The organism is Massilia agri (assembly GCF_024753255.1).
Lineage (GTDB): Bacteria > Pseudomonadota > Gammaproteobacteria > Burkholderiales > Burkholderiaceae_D > Telluria > Telluria agri.
The window spans coordinates 407,961-423,322 of sequence record NZ_JANUHA010000001.1 but is presented as its reverse complement, the minus strand read 5'-3'; the positions used below and the strand labels follow the sequence as shown (position 1 = coordinate 423,322).

At 64.9% G+C, this 15,362-nt stretch carries 18 protein-coding genes; 12 read left to right on the top strand and 6 right to left on the bottom strand.

Annotated features, from left to right (window positions below; translation table 11 throughout):
* Nucleotides 1-193 precede the first annotated feature (193 nt).
* From NX780_RS01915 to NX780_RS01905, 3 genes are all read right to left on the bottom strand, one after another.
* Nucleotides 194-3,748, bottom strand: a complete 3,555-nt coding sequence (locus NX780_RS01915; protein WP_258826178.1) for a pectinesterase family protein — start codon at nucleotides 3,746-3,748, stop codon at nucleotides 194-196.
* A gap of 30 nt (nucleotides 3,749-3,778) precedes the next feature.
* Nucleotides 3,779-4,366 (bottom strand): PEP-CTERM sorting domain-containing protein, encoded by a 588-nt coding sequence (locus NX780_RS01910; protein WP_258826177.1) that lies wholly within the window; start codon nucleotides 4,364-4,366, stop codon nucleotides 3,779-3,781.
* A gap of 229 nt (nucleotides 4,367-4,595) precedes the next feature.
* Entirely contained in the window at nucleotides 4,596-4,970 is a 375-nt protein-coding gene (locus NX780_RS01905) for a GFA family protein (RefSeq protein WP_307732574.1), read from the bottom strand.
* Between the two features lie 123 nt (nucleotides 4,971-5,093).
* On the opposite strand from NX780_RS01905, the gene NX780_RS01900 reads away from it, so the two are divergent.
* From NX780_RS01900 to NX780_RS01885, 4 genes are read left to right on the top strand one after another with little or no spacing between them, the layout of a single operon-like run.
* Nucleotides 5,094-5,234 carry a hypothetical protein gene (locus tag NX780_RS01900; RefSeq protein ID WP_258826176.1) on the top strand — a complete coding sequence of 47 codons (141 nt, stop codon included), beginning with the start codon at nucleotides 5,094-5,096 and terminating at the stop codon, nucleotides 5,232-5,234.
* A 42-nt stretch (nucleotides 5,235-5,276) separates the two neighbouring features.
* Nucleotides 5,277-5,861, top strand: a complete 585-nt coding sequence (locus tag NX780_RS01895; protein WP_258826175.1) for a helix-turn-helix domain-containing protein — start codon at nucleotides 5,277-5,279, stop codon at nucleotides 5,859-5,861.
* The gene (locus NX780_RS01890) at nucleotides 5,858-6,394 is read left to right on the top strand and encodes a GNAT family N-acetyltransferase (protein ID WP_258826174.1); all 537 of its coding nucleotides are present in this window, start codon (nucleotides 5,858-5,860) and stop codon (nucleotides 6,392-6,394) included. Before NX780_RS01895 ends, NX780_RS01890 begins: the two co-directional genes overlap by 4 nt.
* A complete protein-coding gene (locus NX780_RS01885; RefSeq protein ID WP_258826173.1) occupies nucleotides 6,391-7,014 on the top strand; it encodes a GNAT family N-acetyltransferase in 624 nt (207 codons plus the stop codon). The genes NX780_RS01890 and NX780_RS01885 overlap by 4 nt, the downstream gene beginning before the upstream one ends.
* On the opposite strand, the gene NX780_RS01880 is transcribed toward NX780_RS01885, so the two are convergent.
* The 3 genes from NX780_RS01880 to flgA form a co-directional block, all read right to left on the bottom strand.
* Nucleotides 7,011-7,481 (bottom strand): flagella synthesis protein FlgN, encoded by a 471-nt coding sequence (locus NX780_RS01880; protein ID WP_258826172.1) that lies wholly within the window; start codon nucleotides 7,479-7,481, stop codon nucleotides 7,011-7,013. The two genes, NX780_RS01885 and NX780_RS01880, sit on opposite strands and share 4 nt — an antisense overlap.
* A gap of 6 nt (nucleotides 7,482-7,487) precedes the next feature.
* A complete protein-coding gene (flgM, locus tag NX780_RS01875) occupies nucleotides 7,488-7,802 on the bottom strand; it encodes a flagellar biosynthesis anti-sigma factor FlgM (RefSeq protein WP_258826171.1) in 315 nt (104 codons plus the stop codon).
* 114 nt (nucleotides 7,803-7,916) lie between these two features.
* Nucleotides 7,917-8,615 (bottom strand): flagellar basal body P-ring formation chaperone FlgA, encoded by a 699-nt coding sequence (gene flgA / locus NX780_RS01870; protein ID WP_258826170.1) that lies wholly within the window; start codon nucleotides 8,613-8,615, stop codon nucleotides 7,917-7,919.
* Nucleotides 8,616-8,776: 161 nt separating this feature from the next.
* Here flgA and flgB point away from each other — a divergent pair, with 161 nt between their 5' ends.
* The 8 genes from flgB to NX780_RS01830 all read left to right on the top strand — a co-directional run bounded on the left by flgB (nucleotide 8,777) and on the right by NX780_RS01830 (nucleotide 15,356).
* Nucleotides 8,777-9,193: a flagellar basal body rod protein FlgB gene (gene flgB / locus NX780_RS01865; RefSeq protein WP_258826169.1), complete on the top strand. Its 417-nt coding sequence runs from the start codon at nucleotides 8,777-8,779 to the stop codon at nucleotides 9,191-9,193.
* 13 nt (nucleotides 9,194-9,206) lie between these two features.
* The gene (gene flgC, locus NX780_RS01860; RefSeq protein WP_258826168.1) at nucleotides 9,207-9,608 is read left to right on the top strand and encodes a flagellar basal body rod protein FlgC; all 402 of its coding nucleotides are present in this window, start codon (nucleotides 9,207-9,209) and stop codon (nucleotides 9,606-9,608) included.
* Nucleotides 9,609-9,626: 18 nt separating this feature from the next.
* Nucleotides 9,627-10,337, top strand: coding sequence for a flagellar hook assembly protein FlgD (locus NX780_RS01855; protein ID WP_258826167.1), 711 nt, complete (start codon nucleotides 9,627-9,629; stop codon nucleotides 10,335-10,337).
* 41 nt (nucleotides 10,338-10,378) lie between these two features.
* A complete protein-coding gene (locus tag NX780_RS01850; RefSeq protein WP_258826166.1) occupies nucleotides 10,379-11,914 on the top strand; it encodes a flagellar hook protein FlgE in 1,536 nt (511 codons plus the stop codon).
* Between the two features lie 76 nt (nucleotides 11,915-11,990).
* On the top strand, nucleotides 11,991-12,731 hold the full coding sequence (flgF, locus tag NX780_RS01845; protein WP_258826165.1) for a flagellar basal-body rod protein FlgF: 741 nt from the start codon (nucleotides 11,991-11,993) through the stop codon (nucleotides 12,729-12,731).
* Between the two features lie 64 nt (nucleotides 12,732-12,795).
* On the top strand, nucleotides 12,796-13,578 hold the full coding sequence (gene flgG / locus NX780_RS01840; protein WP_258826164.1) for a flagellar basal-body rod protein FlgG: 783 nt from the start codon (nucleotides 12,796-12,798) through the stop codon (nucleotides 13,576-13,578).
* 11 nt (nucleotides 13,579-13,589) lie between these two features.
* On the top strand, nucleotides 13,590-14,240 hold the full coding sequence (locus tag NX780_RS01835) for a flagellar basal body L-ring protein FlgH (protein ID WP_258826163.1): 651 nt from the start codon (nucleotides 13,590-13,592) through the stop codon (nucleotides 14,238-14,240).
* Nucleotides 14,241-14,249: 9 nt separating this feature from the next.
* Nucleotides 14,250-15,356, top strand: coding sequence for a flagellar basal body P-ring protein FlgI (locus NX780_RS01830; RefSeq protein WP_258826162.1), 1,107 nt, complete (start codon nucleotides 14,250-14,252; stop codon nucleotides 15,354-15,356).
* Nucleotides 15,357-15,362: the final 6 nt, after the last annotated feature.

Here is a 15,362-nt window from a genome sequence, read left to right as displayed (position 1 = left end):
GGGGAAACGCGGCAATGGTATCACCGCGGCTGCGCAGAATGGCCCGCCGGGGCAATGCATGAGTAACACCGGGGTCAGGTCTGACATTTAGACACGAGCTCAGCCGTGATTGCTTGCTAGCGTCGAGGCCGTGTCCGAATGTCAGACCTGACCCCGACGGTTCGTGACCCCGACGGTTCGACGGTTATTTAGATCATGGCTGCGGATTCCATCCCGCGCCATTGCCATATGCCGCGAACACCTTCTCGCGCGTGGCAAAGCGTGCCGCCACGTCGCTCTCGCTCAGGATGTAGCCGCCGACCCGCGCGCCGAGATTGAGCGGATTGCCTGCCATGTCAAGGCTGCCGTACTCGCGCCATCCGGCGTCCGCGCGGGCGACCGTCGGGTTCGGCGCCGGCTGGCCGTTGACGCCCAGGCCCGCCCAGCCGACCGGCGCAATGTGCGTGTCCATCTTGCAGTTGATGAAGGCGATGTTGTCCCAGGTGGCGGTGCCGCCCGGGCTGCGCGCCAGGTAGGTGGCGCCGTTCGGCACGTCGCCGCGCAGCGGGCCCGGGCCGGGGCCGTGGGTGAGCATGCTGTTGAGGAAGACGTAGCCGATGTCGCCGGCGGTGGGCACCCGCGCCTGCAGCACGTAGCCGCCACTGTTCGCGTTGGCGCTGTCGCCCACCGAGCGGATTTCGCTTTCCTCGAAGAGGGCGGCGCGGCTGCTGCCCCAGATGAAGTCGACGTTGCCCTCCACCAGGGTTCGGTAGAACCAGGACCAGCCCTTCAGGTTGAGGGTGTCCTGCTCGCTGTGGAAGCTGGCGTTCTTCGCGATCAGGCGGCCTTCGCCGTTGAAGTAGATGGTCTCGGCCTGGCCCGAGATGCTGCTCGAGCGGATGGTGCTGTTCTTCAGGCTCAGGGTGTCGAGCACCAGCATGTCGGAGGCCTCCACCAGCATCACCGAGCGGCCGCCGGAAGGCGTGCCGGATGCCGTACTCGACTGGCTGCTGCCCGTGCCCGGGTTCATGGTCTCGTGATTCAGGGAGGAGATCATCACGCCTGCACGGCTTTCGCCCTTGATCGTCACGTTGTCCTTGCCGTTCAGGTACAGCAGTTCTTCGTAGCTGCCGTTCCTGACCGTGATCGTGACGGGGTCGGACTTCGAGAAGCGCCCCATCGCGTAGTTCAGGGCGCCCTGCACGGTGCGGAAGTCGGCGTCGCCGTCGTCGTCCACGGTCACGCTGTTACCAAGCGGGAGGCTGTCGCGGGTACCGAAAGTCCAGCCGGCCGCGCGGCCCAGGCCGACGAAGGGCGTGCCGCCCAGGCTGGTGTTGGTGAAGACGCCGTCGGCGATCGCGACATAGTACTCGGTGCCGTAGGCCAGCTTGTTACTGTGCGGCTTGATCGTCACCGTGTTGCCGACGATCTTGATCGGCGTCGTGTTGACCTTGCGGACCAGTGCCTGTCCCTCATAGCCCAGCGCATCGGTTTCGCCGCTCAGGCGGATGACGTCGACGAGGGCGTCGTCAGCCTTGCGGAAGATGCGGATGCTGCCGCTGGTCCCGAGGGTCGGCGGCTTGTCGAAGACCAGTTTCAAGGTGGTGTCGACATGCACACTCCCTTCGAGCGGCGCCGGGAAGCTGGCGCCCTCCATCGCATACACCTGGGTCGGCTGCACGAACTGCGGCGCGATGGTGGCGGCGATCGAGCGGGTGAGCGAGGGTTCGGACCCGCTGCGGAACACGACGTTGGCGTGCCCCGCGCCGACCGCGCGCAGCAGGACGGTATTGCCACTGGTGCTCACGGCGACCACGGCCGGGTTGCTCGACTCGACACTGAAGCTGTCCGGCTGGTTGTCGCTGGCGATCGCCGTCACCGAGACCTGGTAGGGCGCGTCGCCGACTTCGGCGGACCAGCTGAGGCTGGCCGGGTCGACGTTCAGCTGCACCGGCTTCTGGCGTGGGTCGCCCACGCGCACGTCGTCGATCATGAAGGATTTATTGGCCGTGTAGAGGCCGATCAGCCCGCGCGCGGCAAAGGCCGTATCCGTCACCGAGCCCATATTCCTGCCGTCGAGGTAGACCGTCAGCGTGCTGCCGATCATCTCGAAGCGCACCGTGTAGAACTGCGCGTCCATGTTGACCGGCGTGCGCACCTGGCGCGGGCGGCTCAGCGAGTTGTTCAGCATTTTCGCGATCTCCACCTGGGTGCTGGTGGTGCTGTTTTGCACGTTCAGGCCGGCGCCGTACCAGTTGGCGGCGTCCACGTAGCGCGTGACGAGGTAGAGCAGCTTGTTGCCGGTAGTGCCGTTGGTCATCGGGCGAATGCGCGCCTCGACGTAGTAGTCGCCTGACGGTACGCCGCCGAACGCCTCCGGCTTGACCAGGGCCAGCACGCCGCCCGTGCTCGCGGCCGCGTATTGCAGCACCTTGTTCGTGCCGCCCGCGCTTTCTGCAACCACGCTGAAGCGGCCATTCGGTCCGCCGACGGGCAACAGGTTCCACTTGCCGCTCGTGCCATCCTGGAAATCGTCGCAGAAGTAGAGACCGGTGGCAGGGCAGGAGAGGGTGGGGTTCTCGTCGAGCGTGACCTTGCCGGTGCCGCTGATCGTCGTACTGATCTTGCCGACGCCGGACTGGGCCAGGGCATTGGCTTTCACCAGCGCCGCCGGGCGCGGCGTGAAGGCGTAGGGCACGATCCAGCCCACCGCATTCGAGACCGAGCAGGCGCCAAGGGCCGCGCCATTGAGCAGGGAGCCGCTGTCCTTGAAGTAGCCCGGGTTCGCGCTGCTCATATTGCTGACGACCTTGTCGCAGCCTTGGGCGCCGGCAATCTCGAACACATTGTTGTTCGAGAGGATCCTGGCGTTCTTGCCCGCGCCGACGCTGTAGCTGTGCGCGTACGGGGAAGCCGACTTGCTGCCGACGTAGTAGTTGTTAAACAGGTGCACCTGGCCGAAGCGCACGCGCGGCGCGCGCTGGACCACGTCGCGGTAGACGTTGTTGCTGAAGGTGACGCGCAGCTTGCCTTCGTCGGCAGTGGCGGAATCGCTGCCGCCTACCAGGCCCGTCTTGTCGTGCTGGCCGAAGACGTTGTACGACACCGTCACATAGTCCGAGGCATTGGTGATGTCGAGCGAACCGTCGTGGCATTGCTTCTTGCGGCCGTTCTCGATCGGCAGGAAGTTGTCGGTCATCGGCACGTCGGTGAAGGTGACGTGGTCGACCCAGACGTGGTGGGAGCCGGAGATGCCGATGGCGTCATAGGCCGAGTTCCAGTTGCCGGTGGATCCGTCGGTCGGGTCCCAGGCGGGTTCGACATCGCATGGGTTGACGATCTTGAGGTTGCGGATGATCACCTGGGATACGTTCTGCACCAGCACGGTGCCGTTGACGATGCCGGCATTCGCGTCGGCGCCGATCAGGGTGGTATTGCTTTTCAGGCGGATCGCGCCGCGTGCGGCCTGGTCGGTGGTGGAGGTGTAGGGCTGGCCCTCGCTCATGTCGATGGTAGCGGCCAGCTTGATGATCTTCGGATTGTCGCCGCCATTGGCCAGCGCTGCGAGCAGTTCCGAACGTTTGGTGACGGTGTAGATGTGGTTGCCGGCGGCGGTCGAGCCGCCGACCGTGCCGCCGGCCTGGCCGGCCCAGCCGTCGAGTGGCGCGGTCTGGCGCGCAGGGTCGGTCGCCGCCAGTGCGGGCACACCTGGCAGCCCGGCGAGCAGGGCGACGGCGCATAGCGATGCCTTGAAACGTGCTTGTTTCATGGGAGTCTCCTGGAACAGGATGGAAGGGTGTCAGGCTTGTGCGCTTGCCTTGCGGCGGCGCGCCAGCGCGAGTCCGGCGGTGCCGGCCAGGAGCAGGGCGATGCCGCCCGGCTCGGGCACCTGCGCCGTGCCGATCTGCGCAGAGAAGCTGCCGAATTCGCTGTTCCAGGTCACGTTGGAAAGGTCCAGGGCAATGGTGTGGTCGTCCAGGATCGACAGGAGCGGCAGCACGCCGATGCCGCTCGTGTCCAGCAGGGTGAAGCTGCCGATCTTCTGGCCGAGGGTCGATCCGAAGTCGAAGACCAGGCGGTAGTCCCCGGGCTCGATGGCCAGCTGGTTGAGCATCACGACCAGCTGACCGTCGGCGGTGAAGTCGATACCGAACAGGTAATCACCCGTGAGAAATTCCATGCCGGTATAGGGCGTCGGATCGAAGGCCGTGGTGTTGCTGCCCGGTTCCGCGGCGTAGCCGTGGTCCAGGCCCAGCATGCCCTCGGGCGCACCGTTGTAGCTGCTGGTGATGGTGCTGCCTTGCAGGGAAATCGGCGCGGCGCCTGCCTGGCTTGCCGTGAGTGCCGCCGCCAATACCAGTGTCTCCAATATGGTTTTAGTTTTCATTTCTTGGTCCTGTTCAAGCGAGTGATGGAACAGGCGAGTGCCGGCGCGCCGGGCTGGGGCCATGGCTGGCCCGGCATCCGGCGTGCGGACTTGCTTGTCGTGGGAAGAAGCAGCTTTCAGCCCAGCTGCCAGACTCGGCAGTGGTGCTGAAAGCTTAGCATGAATGCATGTGATTTGGTCGGACCATTAATAATTTTGGTCTGACCGATTGTGAATGTGGCGCGACAGCTCAGGCGGCGGGGCCGTGTGGCAGCCAGGATGGTCGCGTATCGGTATGCAGTTCGATCCCGACCGGATCGGTGAAGGGCGTGTCCAGGGTGCCGAGGGTCACGGCAATGCGGTCTGGCGTTTCCTCGCTGCGCCAGAACAGGGTCGAGCCGCAGCGCCGGCAGAAGGCGCGCCGGCCCTGTTCCGAGGAGGCGAATTCGGTGATGTTGTCCTCGCCGCGCTCGATGCGCAGGTCGGCGCGGGCGACGTTGGCGTAGGTGCCGGCGCCGGCGCCATGCTGTTTCTGGCACATGGTGCAGAAGCAGTGGCTGGCGCTCTCGACCGGACCGGCGACGGTGTAGGCGACCTCGCCGCAAAGGCAACTTCCTTTAAGCATGGCTGGCTCCTCGGTATCGGTATGCACGTATTGTAGGGCAGAGCGATCACACCACGCATGGGGCTCTACTCAAGAAGGACGGCGCCTTACACTCGGCGCCTGTCGAGAACACAGGGATCCACCATGAAGATCATGAACAGGCTGTTCGCCGCCGCCTTCGTCGCGCTGCTCCTCTGCGCATCCTACAGCCGCGCGGAGCACGAAGGAGGCACGGAAGCCGCACCCGTCTGCGAACTGGGCGAAGCCGAGGCCACCTGTCCATAAAATCCGGTATACAGGAATTTATTTTCCTATATACTGGATTGCATGGACATCAACCAACTCATCGCCAGCCGCCTGCGCGAACTGCGCGAAGCCCAGGGCCTGACCCTGGCGGCCCTGGCCGGACGTAGCGGTGTCAGCCGCTCCAACATCTCCTCGATCGAGCGCGGCGAAAGCAGCGCCACCGCCACCGTGCTGGACCGGCTCAGCGCCGCCCTCGGCGTCACGCTGGCCTCGCTGTTCGACAAGCCGACGGACGCGCCATCTCCCGTCGCGCGGCGCGACGCCCAGCCGGTGTGGACCGACCCGGTATCCGGCTATGTACGCCGCAACCTGTCGCCCTTGACCTGGTCGCCGATCCAGATGGTCGAGGTGAGCTTTCCCGCCGGCCAGCGCATCGCCTATGAAACGGCGGCGCGCAACACCGACGTCTACCAGCAGATCTGGATCATCGAAGGCGAGCTCGAGCTGACGCTGGGCGACACGCCCTGGCAGCTCGGCCCCGGCGACTGCCTCGCCATGAAGCTGGACCAGCCGGTCAGCTTCCACAATCCCGGTGACAGGCCGGTGCGCTATCTCGTCGCGCTCGTCACCCAGCCCCACAAGGCATCACGCAAGGAGGACGCATGAGCAGGGACATTACCGTACGCCGGCTCGACGCCGGGAAAGCGGCCGCCCTGAAGGAGCAACTGGCCGACGTGCTGCTCGACTGCGTCGAAGGCGGCGCCTCGGTCAGCTTCATGCTGCCGATGGCGCGCAGCACCGCACTGGGCTTCTGGGACAAGGTAGCGGACGGCGTCGCGCGTGGCGAGCGCACCCTGCTGGTGGCCGAGGACGAGGAGGGCGTGATCGGCACCGTGCAATTGATCACCGACTTGCCTGAAAACCAGCCGCACCGCGCCGACGTCGCCAAGCTGCTGGTGCACCGGCGCGCGCGCAATCGCGGCGTGGGGCAGCAGCTGATGCTGGCCGTGGAACAGGCCGCGCGCGAACTGGGCAAATGGGTGCTGGTGCTCGACACCGCGAGCGCGGCGGCCGAGCGGCTCTATGAGCGCCTGGGCTGGCAGCGCGTCGGCGTGGTGCCGGGCTATGCGCTGCTGCCGAATGGGGAATTGTGCGGCACGACCTTCTATTACAAACAACTCGACAGGCACAGCGCATGAATAGCGAGTTCATCACCTCAGTCCCCATCCTTCACACGGAACGGCTCATCCTTCGTGAATACCGGCGGGAGGACTTCGACGCATTCGCGGCGCATCTGGCCGACCCTGTCAGCGCGGCCCACCTGGTTCCCGCTGACCGCCAGGCCGCATGGCGCATCTTCTGCTCGCAAGCAGGACTGTGGCTCATCCATGGCGCCGGATGGTGGGCTGTCGAGGAAAGGGAGACTGGGCGGCTGGTCGGGAATGTCGGTGCGTTCTTCCGCGAGGATTGTACCGTGATGGAGCTTGGCTGGAATACCTACCGCGCCTTCTGGGGCCAGGGATTCGCGAACGAAGCGGCGGCGGCAGCCGTGCACCACGCCTTCGACACCCGCCGCGAACCGAAGATTCGGGCGCTTATCGCGTCAGGCAATGCATCGTCGCTGCGCGTTGCCAGGCGCCTTGGCCTGACTTATGAAGCGCAAACCCAGATCCACGGCAAGGCGGTCGGCATCTACGCGCGTGCACGGAAAGCCTGGAGAAGGTCGTTTGGCCCGAGCCCGGCAGCCAGGCGCCGCCGCCAAAACCGGTTCGGATGCAATGGGTCTGAAAGGTCAAGCCGGGATGGCGCTGTTGACTAGCCGATGACGTAGCGTTTCGACGGACCGCTGCCGAGCGTCTGCCCGCTGGATCCATACACGCCGCCGGCTTCCGCGCCGGCCGGCATGCGCAGGGCGTTGAGCACGCCCTGGTTGTGCGCCAGCTGCTTGTTGATCAGCATGCCGTTGACGCGGTTGAGTTCCTTGGCCTGGCGGGCCAGTTCGAGCAGGGCTTCCCATTGCGATCGGGCATCCGGATTGCCGCCGACCGCCAGCCAGGGTTCCATGCCCGCTTCCGATCCTTCGCAGCCGGCCGCAAGCAGGGCGGCGTGGCGCTGGGTCGACAGCGCGGCCAATTCCTGCAGCAGGGTGTTCTTGCGTGGAGTGAGTTCCGCCAGCCCGTCGGCGTCCGCTGCGACCAGCAGCGTCTGTTCCTGTTTCATCAGCGCGATGAGCGCGCTGACGTGTTGCTGTTCCTGGGAGACGGTCGAGATTGGGCTGGTAGGCATGAAAGGTTATCGCTTGCGGGAATGGAGCAAGTCGCGCACGGTATCGAGCAGGCCGTCGGCGACTTTCTCGGAGTTGACCTGGAACTGGCCATCGGCGATGGCCATCTTGATGCGCTCGACTTTCTTGGTGTCGAACACCTGGTTGTTGCTGCCCACGGCATTCGCCATCGCCTGGCCCTGGGACGACAGGCGCACGCTGTCGGTCTGCGCCTGGGTGGTCGCAGTCGTGGTGGCGGCCTTGTCCGCGGCGCGCGTGTTGTTGGCCGGGGTGTTGGCGGGTTGGAGGCCCGGGTTGCCCTTGAGGGTATCGTTGATTTTCACAGCATCATCCTTCTCTGTTCGGAGCCGGAAACTCCGGTATCTGCATCGTGTATCGGCGCGGATTTCACAAACTTTAGAGCAGAAAAGGCGTTTCTAAAAATATATTTACTGAGCTTAGATGGCGATCTCGATGATGCCCCCGGCGCGTGCCGTTCCGCTCACGACAATGCCCGACTGGGTGCGCGCCTGCGCCACCTGGCCTTCGCCCGCATTGTTGATCGCCCTCGCTTCGGCCGACACCGAGAAGTTCGATCCTTTCGAGACGAGGCGCACCGCCTGGCCCTGCTGCACCACGGGTTTGGCTTTCAGGGTGTCGAGGCGCAGCGGCGTGCCGGCCGGCAGCGAGGCCGTCGGCGTGCGGCCGATGGCCTGGGCCATGTCGGTGATGATGCCGTTCGGCATGGCGGCGATGTCGCCCTTCATCACGACGAGCTGGCTGGCGTCGACCGGCTGGCCCTGGGCCAGCGGCACCGCGGCGGCCACGTAGTCGGCGACCACGTTCACGGTGGCCTGAATATACACCGTCCACGGGGAAGGCAGCGTGCAGCGGACGCCGACCGTTGTTTTTCCCCACGCCCGCGCGCCCGGCTGCTGGAAGGCTTCCGGCGCCGGGCAGGCCGCCAGGCTGGTGCGCGGGTCGACGTTGCCGACCTTCACCGTCACCTTGCCGGGCAGGCCGGCGGTCTGGGTCTGCAGGTATTGCTCCACCACCGTGCGCAGGGCCGGCAGGTTCTGGCGTGCGGCAGTCTGTTGTCCGGAAGCGAAAGGCGCCGCGGCGAGGGCGGTGAATACAAACAGGGCAAAGCGTTTCATGATTCCCCGATGGGAAGAGTAGATGCTGCCATTTTAGGCAGTGCGATTCCATCACGAAACTTTGAATAGCCGGGTTTTGCCCGTCCTTCTCGTCCGATTGCATTTTGTTGCTCCTGCGTATTATCGGTCCTGTCCCAACAAGCATCCATCCAGGAGGCGGCATGATCGGCAAGATCGACCAGTACCTAGGTTTCCATGAAACGGCCCTGTCCCTGCGCGCCCAGCGCCAGGAATTGCTGGCGTCGAACATCGCCAATGCCGACACGCCGAACTACAAGGCGCGCGACATCGATTTCAACAGCGCGCTGCAGAGCGCCCTGGCAAGCAAGGGCAGCGCGGGCCCGCTGGCGACCACGAACAACGGCCATATGGGCCGCGGCGCGCCGACCGGCGACATGCTGGCCAATGGCACCCCGGTGCTCTACCGCGGCGTGGTGCAGGGCAGCGTCGACGGCAATACGGTCGACATGGATGTGGAACGCAACCAGTTTGCCGACAACGGCCTGCGCTATGAAGCCGGCATCACGATGATCAACCACCAGATCAAGGGCCTGCTCGCGGCCATCCAGGGTCAATAAGAGATAGATAGCCATGTCCCTATTCAATATCTTCAACGTCAGCGGTTCGGCCATGAGCGCCCAGGCCCAGCGCCTGAACACCACCGCCAGCAACCTCGCCAACGCCGACAGCGCGACCAGCCCGACCGGCGAAGCCTACCGCGCCAAGGCCGTCGTGTTCGAGGCCGTGCCCCAGCAGTCCGGCGCCACCGCGGTGCGGGTGCGTGAAGTGGTCGAGGACCCTTCGCCCCTGAAGCAGGTCTACGACCCCAAGCATCCGCTGGCCGACGAGAAGGGCTATGTGTCGATGCCGAACGTGAACGTGGTCGACGAAATGGTCAACATGATGTCGGCCTCGCGCTCCTACCAGACCAATGTCGAAACCATGAACGCGGCCAAGACCATGCTGCTCAAGACCCTGACCCTGGGCTCCTGATTCTAAGAAGATCCTGATATGACCACTGTAAACACCACGCCCGGCACCAATAACATCAGCGACGTGATGTCGGCCATGAACGCCAAGAAGGCCGAAGTCGACAGCGTCCAGGCCGACACCGACAAGTTCATGACGCTGCTCGTCACCCAGCTGAAGAACCAGGATCCGCTGAACCCGCTCGACAACGCCCAGGTCACCAGCCAGCTGGCCCAGCTGTCGACCGTCACTGGCGTGAACAAGCTCAATGCGACGCTGGAAACCCTGAAGAGCAGCTACCAGTCGACCGAGGCGCTGCAGGCGACCAACCTGATCGGCCACGGCGTGCTGGTCGAGGGCAACAAGCTGGGCCTGTTCGAAGGCCAGGCCATCCTCGGCGCGGAACTCGACAGCGACGTCGACAAGCTGCAAGTGGTCATCACCAGCGCCGCCACCGGCAAGGAAGTCGCCACCATCGAGCTGGGCCCGCAGAAGGCCGGCGTGGTGCCGATCGCCTGGGACGGCATTCCCGATCCGAACAAGCTGGGCGAAGACGGCAAGCCGGTCAAGCTGCCGGACGGCACCTATACCTACAAGGTCGTCGCGATGCGCGGCGGCGAAACCGTCACCGATGCCCGCGCACTGGCATTCGACAGCGTGGCCAGCGTGACCACCAATGCCAAGGATGGCGTCAAGCTGAACCTGCCGGTCAAGGGCGTCGTCACCATGGCCGATATCAAACAAGTCCTGTAAGCCGAGCCGCTTACTTCTTTCTCTTCATTCAGGAGTACACCATGTCTTTCCAGCAAGGCCTGAGCGGCTTGAACGGCGCAGCCAAATCCCTCGACGTCATCGGCAACAACATCGCCAACGCCAGCACGGTCGGCTTCAAGGGCTCGACCACCCAGTTCGCCGACGTCTACGCCAGCTCGCTCAACGGCGCCGGCGGCATCTCGGCCGGCATCGGCGTGAAGGTCGCGGCCATTTCCCAGCAGTTCACGCAGGGTAATATCGAAGCCTCGAACAACCCGCTCGACATCGCCATCAACGGCGCCGGCTTCTTCCGTACCGAAGCTTCGGGCATGGTGCAGTACAGCCGCAATGGCCAGTTCTCGCTGGACAAGAACGGTTTCCTGATCAATGCGCAGGGCGCCAAGTTGACCGGCTATGGCCTGAACCAGAACGGCCAGATTGTCGCCGGTGCGCCGACCCCGCTGCAGATCGACACTTCCGACCTGGCGCCGGTGACCACCACCAAGGTCAAGATGGAGCTGAACCTCGACTCGCGCACCATCGAGCCGGCCAACGCGCCTTTCGATGCGGACGATCCCACCACCTATAACAAGCAGACTCCGATGAGCGTGTACGACACGCTGGGTAATCCGCACGTGTTGTCGACCTACTATGTGAGGACCGACACGGGCTGGGATGTCTACGCCGCCAACGACGGTACAGAGGTGACCAACTTGGCCGTGGCTGCCGCCGCGACCGGTAATGCCGGGGTGGCGAGCGCACGCGCCGCGTGGGAGGCCGCGACAAAGGCCGTTCCGCAGGTGCCAGCCAATATTGCGGCAGCCTTGAATACCTATGCAACGGCGGCCTCAGCTGCAGTTGCCGCTGCTGCCAACGATGTTCGAAAAGACACCGTCAATGGACCGCAGATCACCACCGCCGCTGCCGATGCCGCGCTGGTGCCGGGCGCCACTCCGTCGGATATCGACGCTGCGATGGCTAAGGTAATCAACGTGCCTGCCCAGGCCGTAGGCAAACTTGTCTTCAATACAAACGGCGGCATGAACAAGGTGTCCACGGTCGATGCGGCCGGCAACGCGGGCGGCAAGTTTGCCATCACCCTGCCGATCTTCCCCTCGACCGGTTCCGAACCGACCATGCCGATCACGATCGACTACGACGGCACCACCCAGTACGGCACCGCGACCAGCGAGAAGCGCCTGACCCAGGACGGCTATGCGGCCGGCACCCTGCAGCGCTTCACCACCGGCACCGACGGCACCATCCTCGGCCAGTACAGCAACGGCCAGACCCGGCCGCTCGGCCAGGTGATCCTGGCCAACTTCACCAACCCGAACGGCCTCGAGCCGCTGGGCAACAATGCCTGGGCCGAATCGGCGAACTCGGGCGTCCCCCTGCTGGGCACCCCGAACTCGGGCAGCTTCGGCGTGCTGCAGCAGTCGGCCGTGGAAAGCTCGAACGTCGACCTGACGGCCGAGCTGGTCAACATGATCACGGCGCAGCGCGTCTACCAGGCGAATGCGCAGACCATCAAGACCCAGGACTCGGTGCTGCAAACCCTGGTGAACCTGCGTTAATAGAATGTCGTAGGGTGGTCGGCTTTGCCGACCGCGCGTTCAACCAGCTGTCGCGTCATCGCAACTCGGAAAAAATATGGACCGCCTGATCTACACCGCCGCTTCCGGCGCCAAGCACATCCTCGAAAAGCAGGCCACGACTTCGAACAACCTGGCCAATGTGAACACCACGGGCTTCCGCGCCCAGCTGGACGTGTTCCGTTCCGCGCCGGTGCAGGGCGAAGGCTTGCCGACGCGCGCCTTCGTGGTCGATTCGACCGCGGGCTCGAATTTCCAGTCGGGGGCGCTGCAGGTCACCGGGCGCGACCTGGACGTGGCGATCAAGGGCGAAGGCTGGTTCGCCGTGCAGATGCCGGACGGTACCGAAGCCTATACCCGCAACGGTTCCCTGCAGACCAGCCCCAACGGCCTGCTCACCACCGCCGGCGGCATGACCGTGGCAGGGGAGGGTGGTCCGATCACGATTCCGCCGGACGTCACCGTGACGGTCGGCGGCGACGGCACCATTTCGACCATTTCCACCACCGACCAGCCGGCAGCCAGCAACATCCTTGGCCGCCTCAAGCTGGTCAATCCCCCCACGGAAAACCTGGTGCGCGGCGATGACGGCCTGTTCCGCCTGAAGGATGGTGGCGCCGCCCAGGCCGACCCCACGGTGAGCGTGGCCGGCGGCGCGCTCGAGGGCAGCAACGTCAGCGCAATCGAATCGATGGTTGAAATGATCAGTTTGGCACGTTCCTTCGAGACACAAATGAGTTTGCTGAAGAGCGCGGAGAATAACGCCGCGAAAGCCACCCAGATCCTCGCTTTGAATTGATAGTTGCCGCTGCATAATTCTCCTGTACGTGGCAGACCTCGTCTGTCACCTTTAGGAGAATTCCATGATCCGTTCGCTGTTTATCGCCAAGACCGGCCTCGAAGCGCAGCAAACCAACCTCGACGTCATCTCGAACAACCTCGCCAACGTGAGCACGAACGGCTTCAAACGTTCGCGCGCCGTGTTCGAGGACCTGCTGTACCAGAACGTGCGCCAGCCCGGCGCCCAGTCCTCCCAGCAAAGCAACCTGCCTTCGGGCCTGCAGATCGGTACCGGTGTGCGCACCGTCGCCACCGAGCGCATCCACACCCAGGGCAATCCCCAGCTGACCGGCAACTCCAAGGACGTGATGGTCAACGGCTCGGGCTTCTTCCCGGTGCTGCTGCCCGACGGCACCCAGGCGTATACCCGCGACGGCTCCTTCCAGACCGACCAGAACGGCCAGCTGGTCACCTCCAGCGGTTTCGTGATCCAGCCCGCCATCACCATCCCCGCGAATGCCGAAGCCATCACGGTCGGCCGCGACGGCGTGGTCTCGGTGAAGCTCCCGAACACCACCGCCCCGACCCAGGTCGGCTCGCTGCAGCTGGCCACCTTCATCAACCCGGCCGGCCTCGAGTCGCGCGGCGAGAACCTGTACGTCGAGACGGGCGCCTCGGGCAACCCGAACCTGAACGTGCCGGGCACCAACGGCGCGGGCATCCTCATGCAGGGTTACGTCGAATCGTCGAACGTGAACGTGGTCGAGGAAATGGTTAACATGATCCAGACCCAGCGCGCCTACGAGATCAACAGCAAGGCGATCACGACCTCCGACCAGATGCTGCAAAAACTGTCCCAGCTCTAATTTTCATCGCCATGAAATCCTCTTTCGCTCTCGTTGTCGCCGTGCTGGCTCTTGCCGGCTGCTCGACCACCCCAAGCTCCATCGTCCAGGGCCCGACCTCGGCCCGCCCGATGCTGGTGCAGGCCGCGCCCGCCAACGACGGCGCCATCTACAACGCCAACAGCTACCGCCCGATGTTCGAAGACCGCCGCGCGCGCCACATCGGCGACCTGCTGACCGTGAACATCACCGAGCGCACCTCGGCCGGCAAGTCTGGCGCGAGTACCGGCAGCAAGTCGGGCAGCGCCAGCTTCTCGGTGCCGGGTCCGCTGCAAGCCAAGCTTGGCGCGGGCGTGGGCCTGGAAGGCGCGAACAAGTTTGCCGACGCGGACACCCAGAGCGCCTCGAACAATTTCACGGGCACGATAGGCGTGACGGTCACCGAAGTGCTCCCGAACGGCAACCTGATCGTGGCCGGCGAGAAGCAGGTCGCCATGAACAAGGGCGTCGAGTACATCCGCTTCTCGGGCATGGTGGCGCCCGACACCATCCAGCCGGGCAACGTCGTCGCCTCGACCGTGGTCGCCGACGCACGGGTCGAGTACCGCACCAACAGCCGTGTCGACAAAGCCGAGCTGAGCAATATGTTCTCGCGCTTCTTCCAGTCGATGCTGCCGTTCTGAGGATTCGTTATGCGTAAGTTGACCACCGTCTTCATGCTCTGCACCGCGCTGCTGGGCGCCGCTCCGCTGGCCCAGGCCGAGCGCCTGAAGGACCTCGCCAGCATCGCCGGCGTGCGCGAGAACCAGCTGTCGGGCTACGGCATCGTCGTGGGCCTGGACGGCACCGGCGACCAGACCAGCCAGACCCCGTTCACCGTGCAGTCGATCCAGGCCATGCTGCAGCAGAAGGGCATCAACCTGCCGCCGGGCACCCAGCTGCAGCTGAAGAACGTGGCGGCCGTGATGGTCACCACCTCGCTGCCGGCCTTCGCCCAGCCGGGCCAGACCATCGACATCACCGTGTCCTCGATCGGCAATGCGAAGAGCCTGCGCGGCGGCACCCTGCTCATGACCCCGCTGCACGGCGCTGATGGCCAGGTCTACGCCATGGGCCAGGGCAATGTGCTGGTCGGCGGCGTCGGCGCCCAGGCCGGCGGCGCCCAGGTGCAGGTGAACCACCTGTCGGTCGGCAAGATATCGAATGGCGCCACCGTCGAGCGCGCCGTCGCCTCGAACCTCGGCGCCGACAACCAGATCCGCCTGGAACTCAAGCAAACCGACTTCTCGACCGCCGCCAAGGTGGTGGAAGCCATCAACGACCAGTTCGGCGCCGGCATCGCCACCGCCCTGGACGGCCGCGTGATCCGCGTGCGCACCCCGTCCTCGAGCGACCAGCGGGTGGCCTTCATCGGCCAGCTGGAAAGCATCGACGTCTCGCGCAGCAGGGACGCCGCCAAGGTGATCATGAATGCGCGCACCGGTTCGGTCGTGATGAACCAGGCCGTGATGCTGGAAAACTGCGCGATCTCGCACGGCAACCTGACCGTGACGGTCGGCGCCGATCTCGAGGTGAGCCAGCCGAATCCGGGCTCGCGCGGCCAGACCGCCGTGGTGCAGAAGAATTCGGTCGACATCAAGAAAGACCCGGGCCGCGTGCTCATGGTCAAGGGCGGCGCCTCGCTGGCCGAAGTGGTGAAAGCCATGAATTCGATCGGCACCACGCCGCAAGACCTGCTGGCCATCCTGCAGGCGCTGAAGGCCGCCGGTTCGCTGCGCGCCGAGCTCGAGATCATCTAACAGGCA

What these genes read in the sequence shown, in the direction of transcription:
- NX780_RS01915 (WP_258826178.1), bottom strand. Translation starts at nt 3,748, where the DNA reads ATGAAACAAGCACGTTTCAAGGCATCGCTATGCGCCGTCGCCCTGCTC.
- NX780_RS01910 (WP_258826177.1), bottom strand. Translation starts at nt 4,366, where the DNA reads ATGAAAACTAAAACCATATTGGAGACACTGGTATTGGCGGCGGCACTC.
- NX780_RS01905 (WP_307732574.1), bottom strand. Translation starts at nt 4,970, where the DNA reads ATGCTTAAAGGAAGTTGCCTTTGCGGCGAGGTCGCCTACACCGTCGCC.
- NX780_RS01900 (WP_258826176.1), top strand. Translation starts at nt 5,094, where the DNA reads ATGAAGATCATGAACAGGCTGTTCGCCGCCGCCTTCGTCGCGCTGCTC.
- NX780_RS01895 (WP_258826175.1), top strand. Translation starts at nt 5,277, where the DNA reads ATGGACATCAACCAACTCATCGCCAGCCGCCTGCGCGAACTGCGCGAA.
- NX780_RS01890 (WP_258826174.1), top strand. Translation starts at nt 5,858, where the DNA reads ATGAGCAGGGACATTACCGTACGCCGGCTCGACGCCGGGAAAGCGGCC.
- NX780_RS01885 (WP_258826173.1), top strand. Translation starts at nt 6,391, where the DNA reads ATGAATAGCGAGTTCATCACCTCAGTCCCCATCCTTCACACGGAACGG.
- NX780_RS01880 (WP_258826172.1), bottom strand. Translation starts at nt 7,481, where the DNA reads ATGCCTACCAGCCCAATCTCGACCGTCTCCCAGGAACAGCAACACGTC.
- flgA (WP_258826170.1), bottom strand. Translation starts at nt 8,615, where the DNA reads ATGAAACGCTTTGCCCTGTTTGTATTCACCGCCCTCGCCGCGGCGCCT.
- flgB (WP_258826169.1), top strand. Translation starts at nt 8,777, where the DNA reads ATGATCGGCAAGATCGACCAGTACCTAGGTTTCCATGAAACGGCCCTG.
- flgC (WP_258826168.1), top strand. Translation starts at nt 9,207, where the DNA reads ATGTCCCTATTCAATATCTTCAACGTCAGCGGTTCGGCCATGAGCGCC.
- NX780_RS01855 (WP_258826167.1), top strand. Translation starts at nt 9,627, where the DNA reads ATGACCACTGTAAACACCACGCCCGGCACCAATAACATCAGCGACGTG.
- NX780_RS01850 (WP_258826166.1), top strand. Translation starts at nt 10,379, where the DNA reads ATGTCTTTCCAGCAAGGCCTGAGCGGCTTGAACGGCGCAGCCAAATCC.
- flgF (WP_258826165.1), top strand. Translation starts at nt 11,991, where the DNA reads ATGGACCGCCTGATCTACACCGCCGCTTCCGGCGCCAAGCACATCCTC.
- flgG (WP_258826164.1), top strand. Translation starts at nt 12,796, where the DNA reads ATGATCCGTTCGCTGTTTATCGCCAAGACCGGCCTCGAAGCGCAGCAA.
- NX780_RS01835 (WP_258826163.1), top strand. Translation starts at nt 13,590, where the DNA reads ATGAAATCCTCTTTCGCTCTCGTTGTCGCCGTGCTGGCTCTTGCCGGC.
- NX780_RS01830 (WP_258826162.1), top strand. Translation starts at nt 14,250, where the DNA reads ATGCGTAAGTTGACCACCGTCTTCATGCTCTGCACCGCGCTGCTGGGC.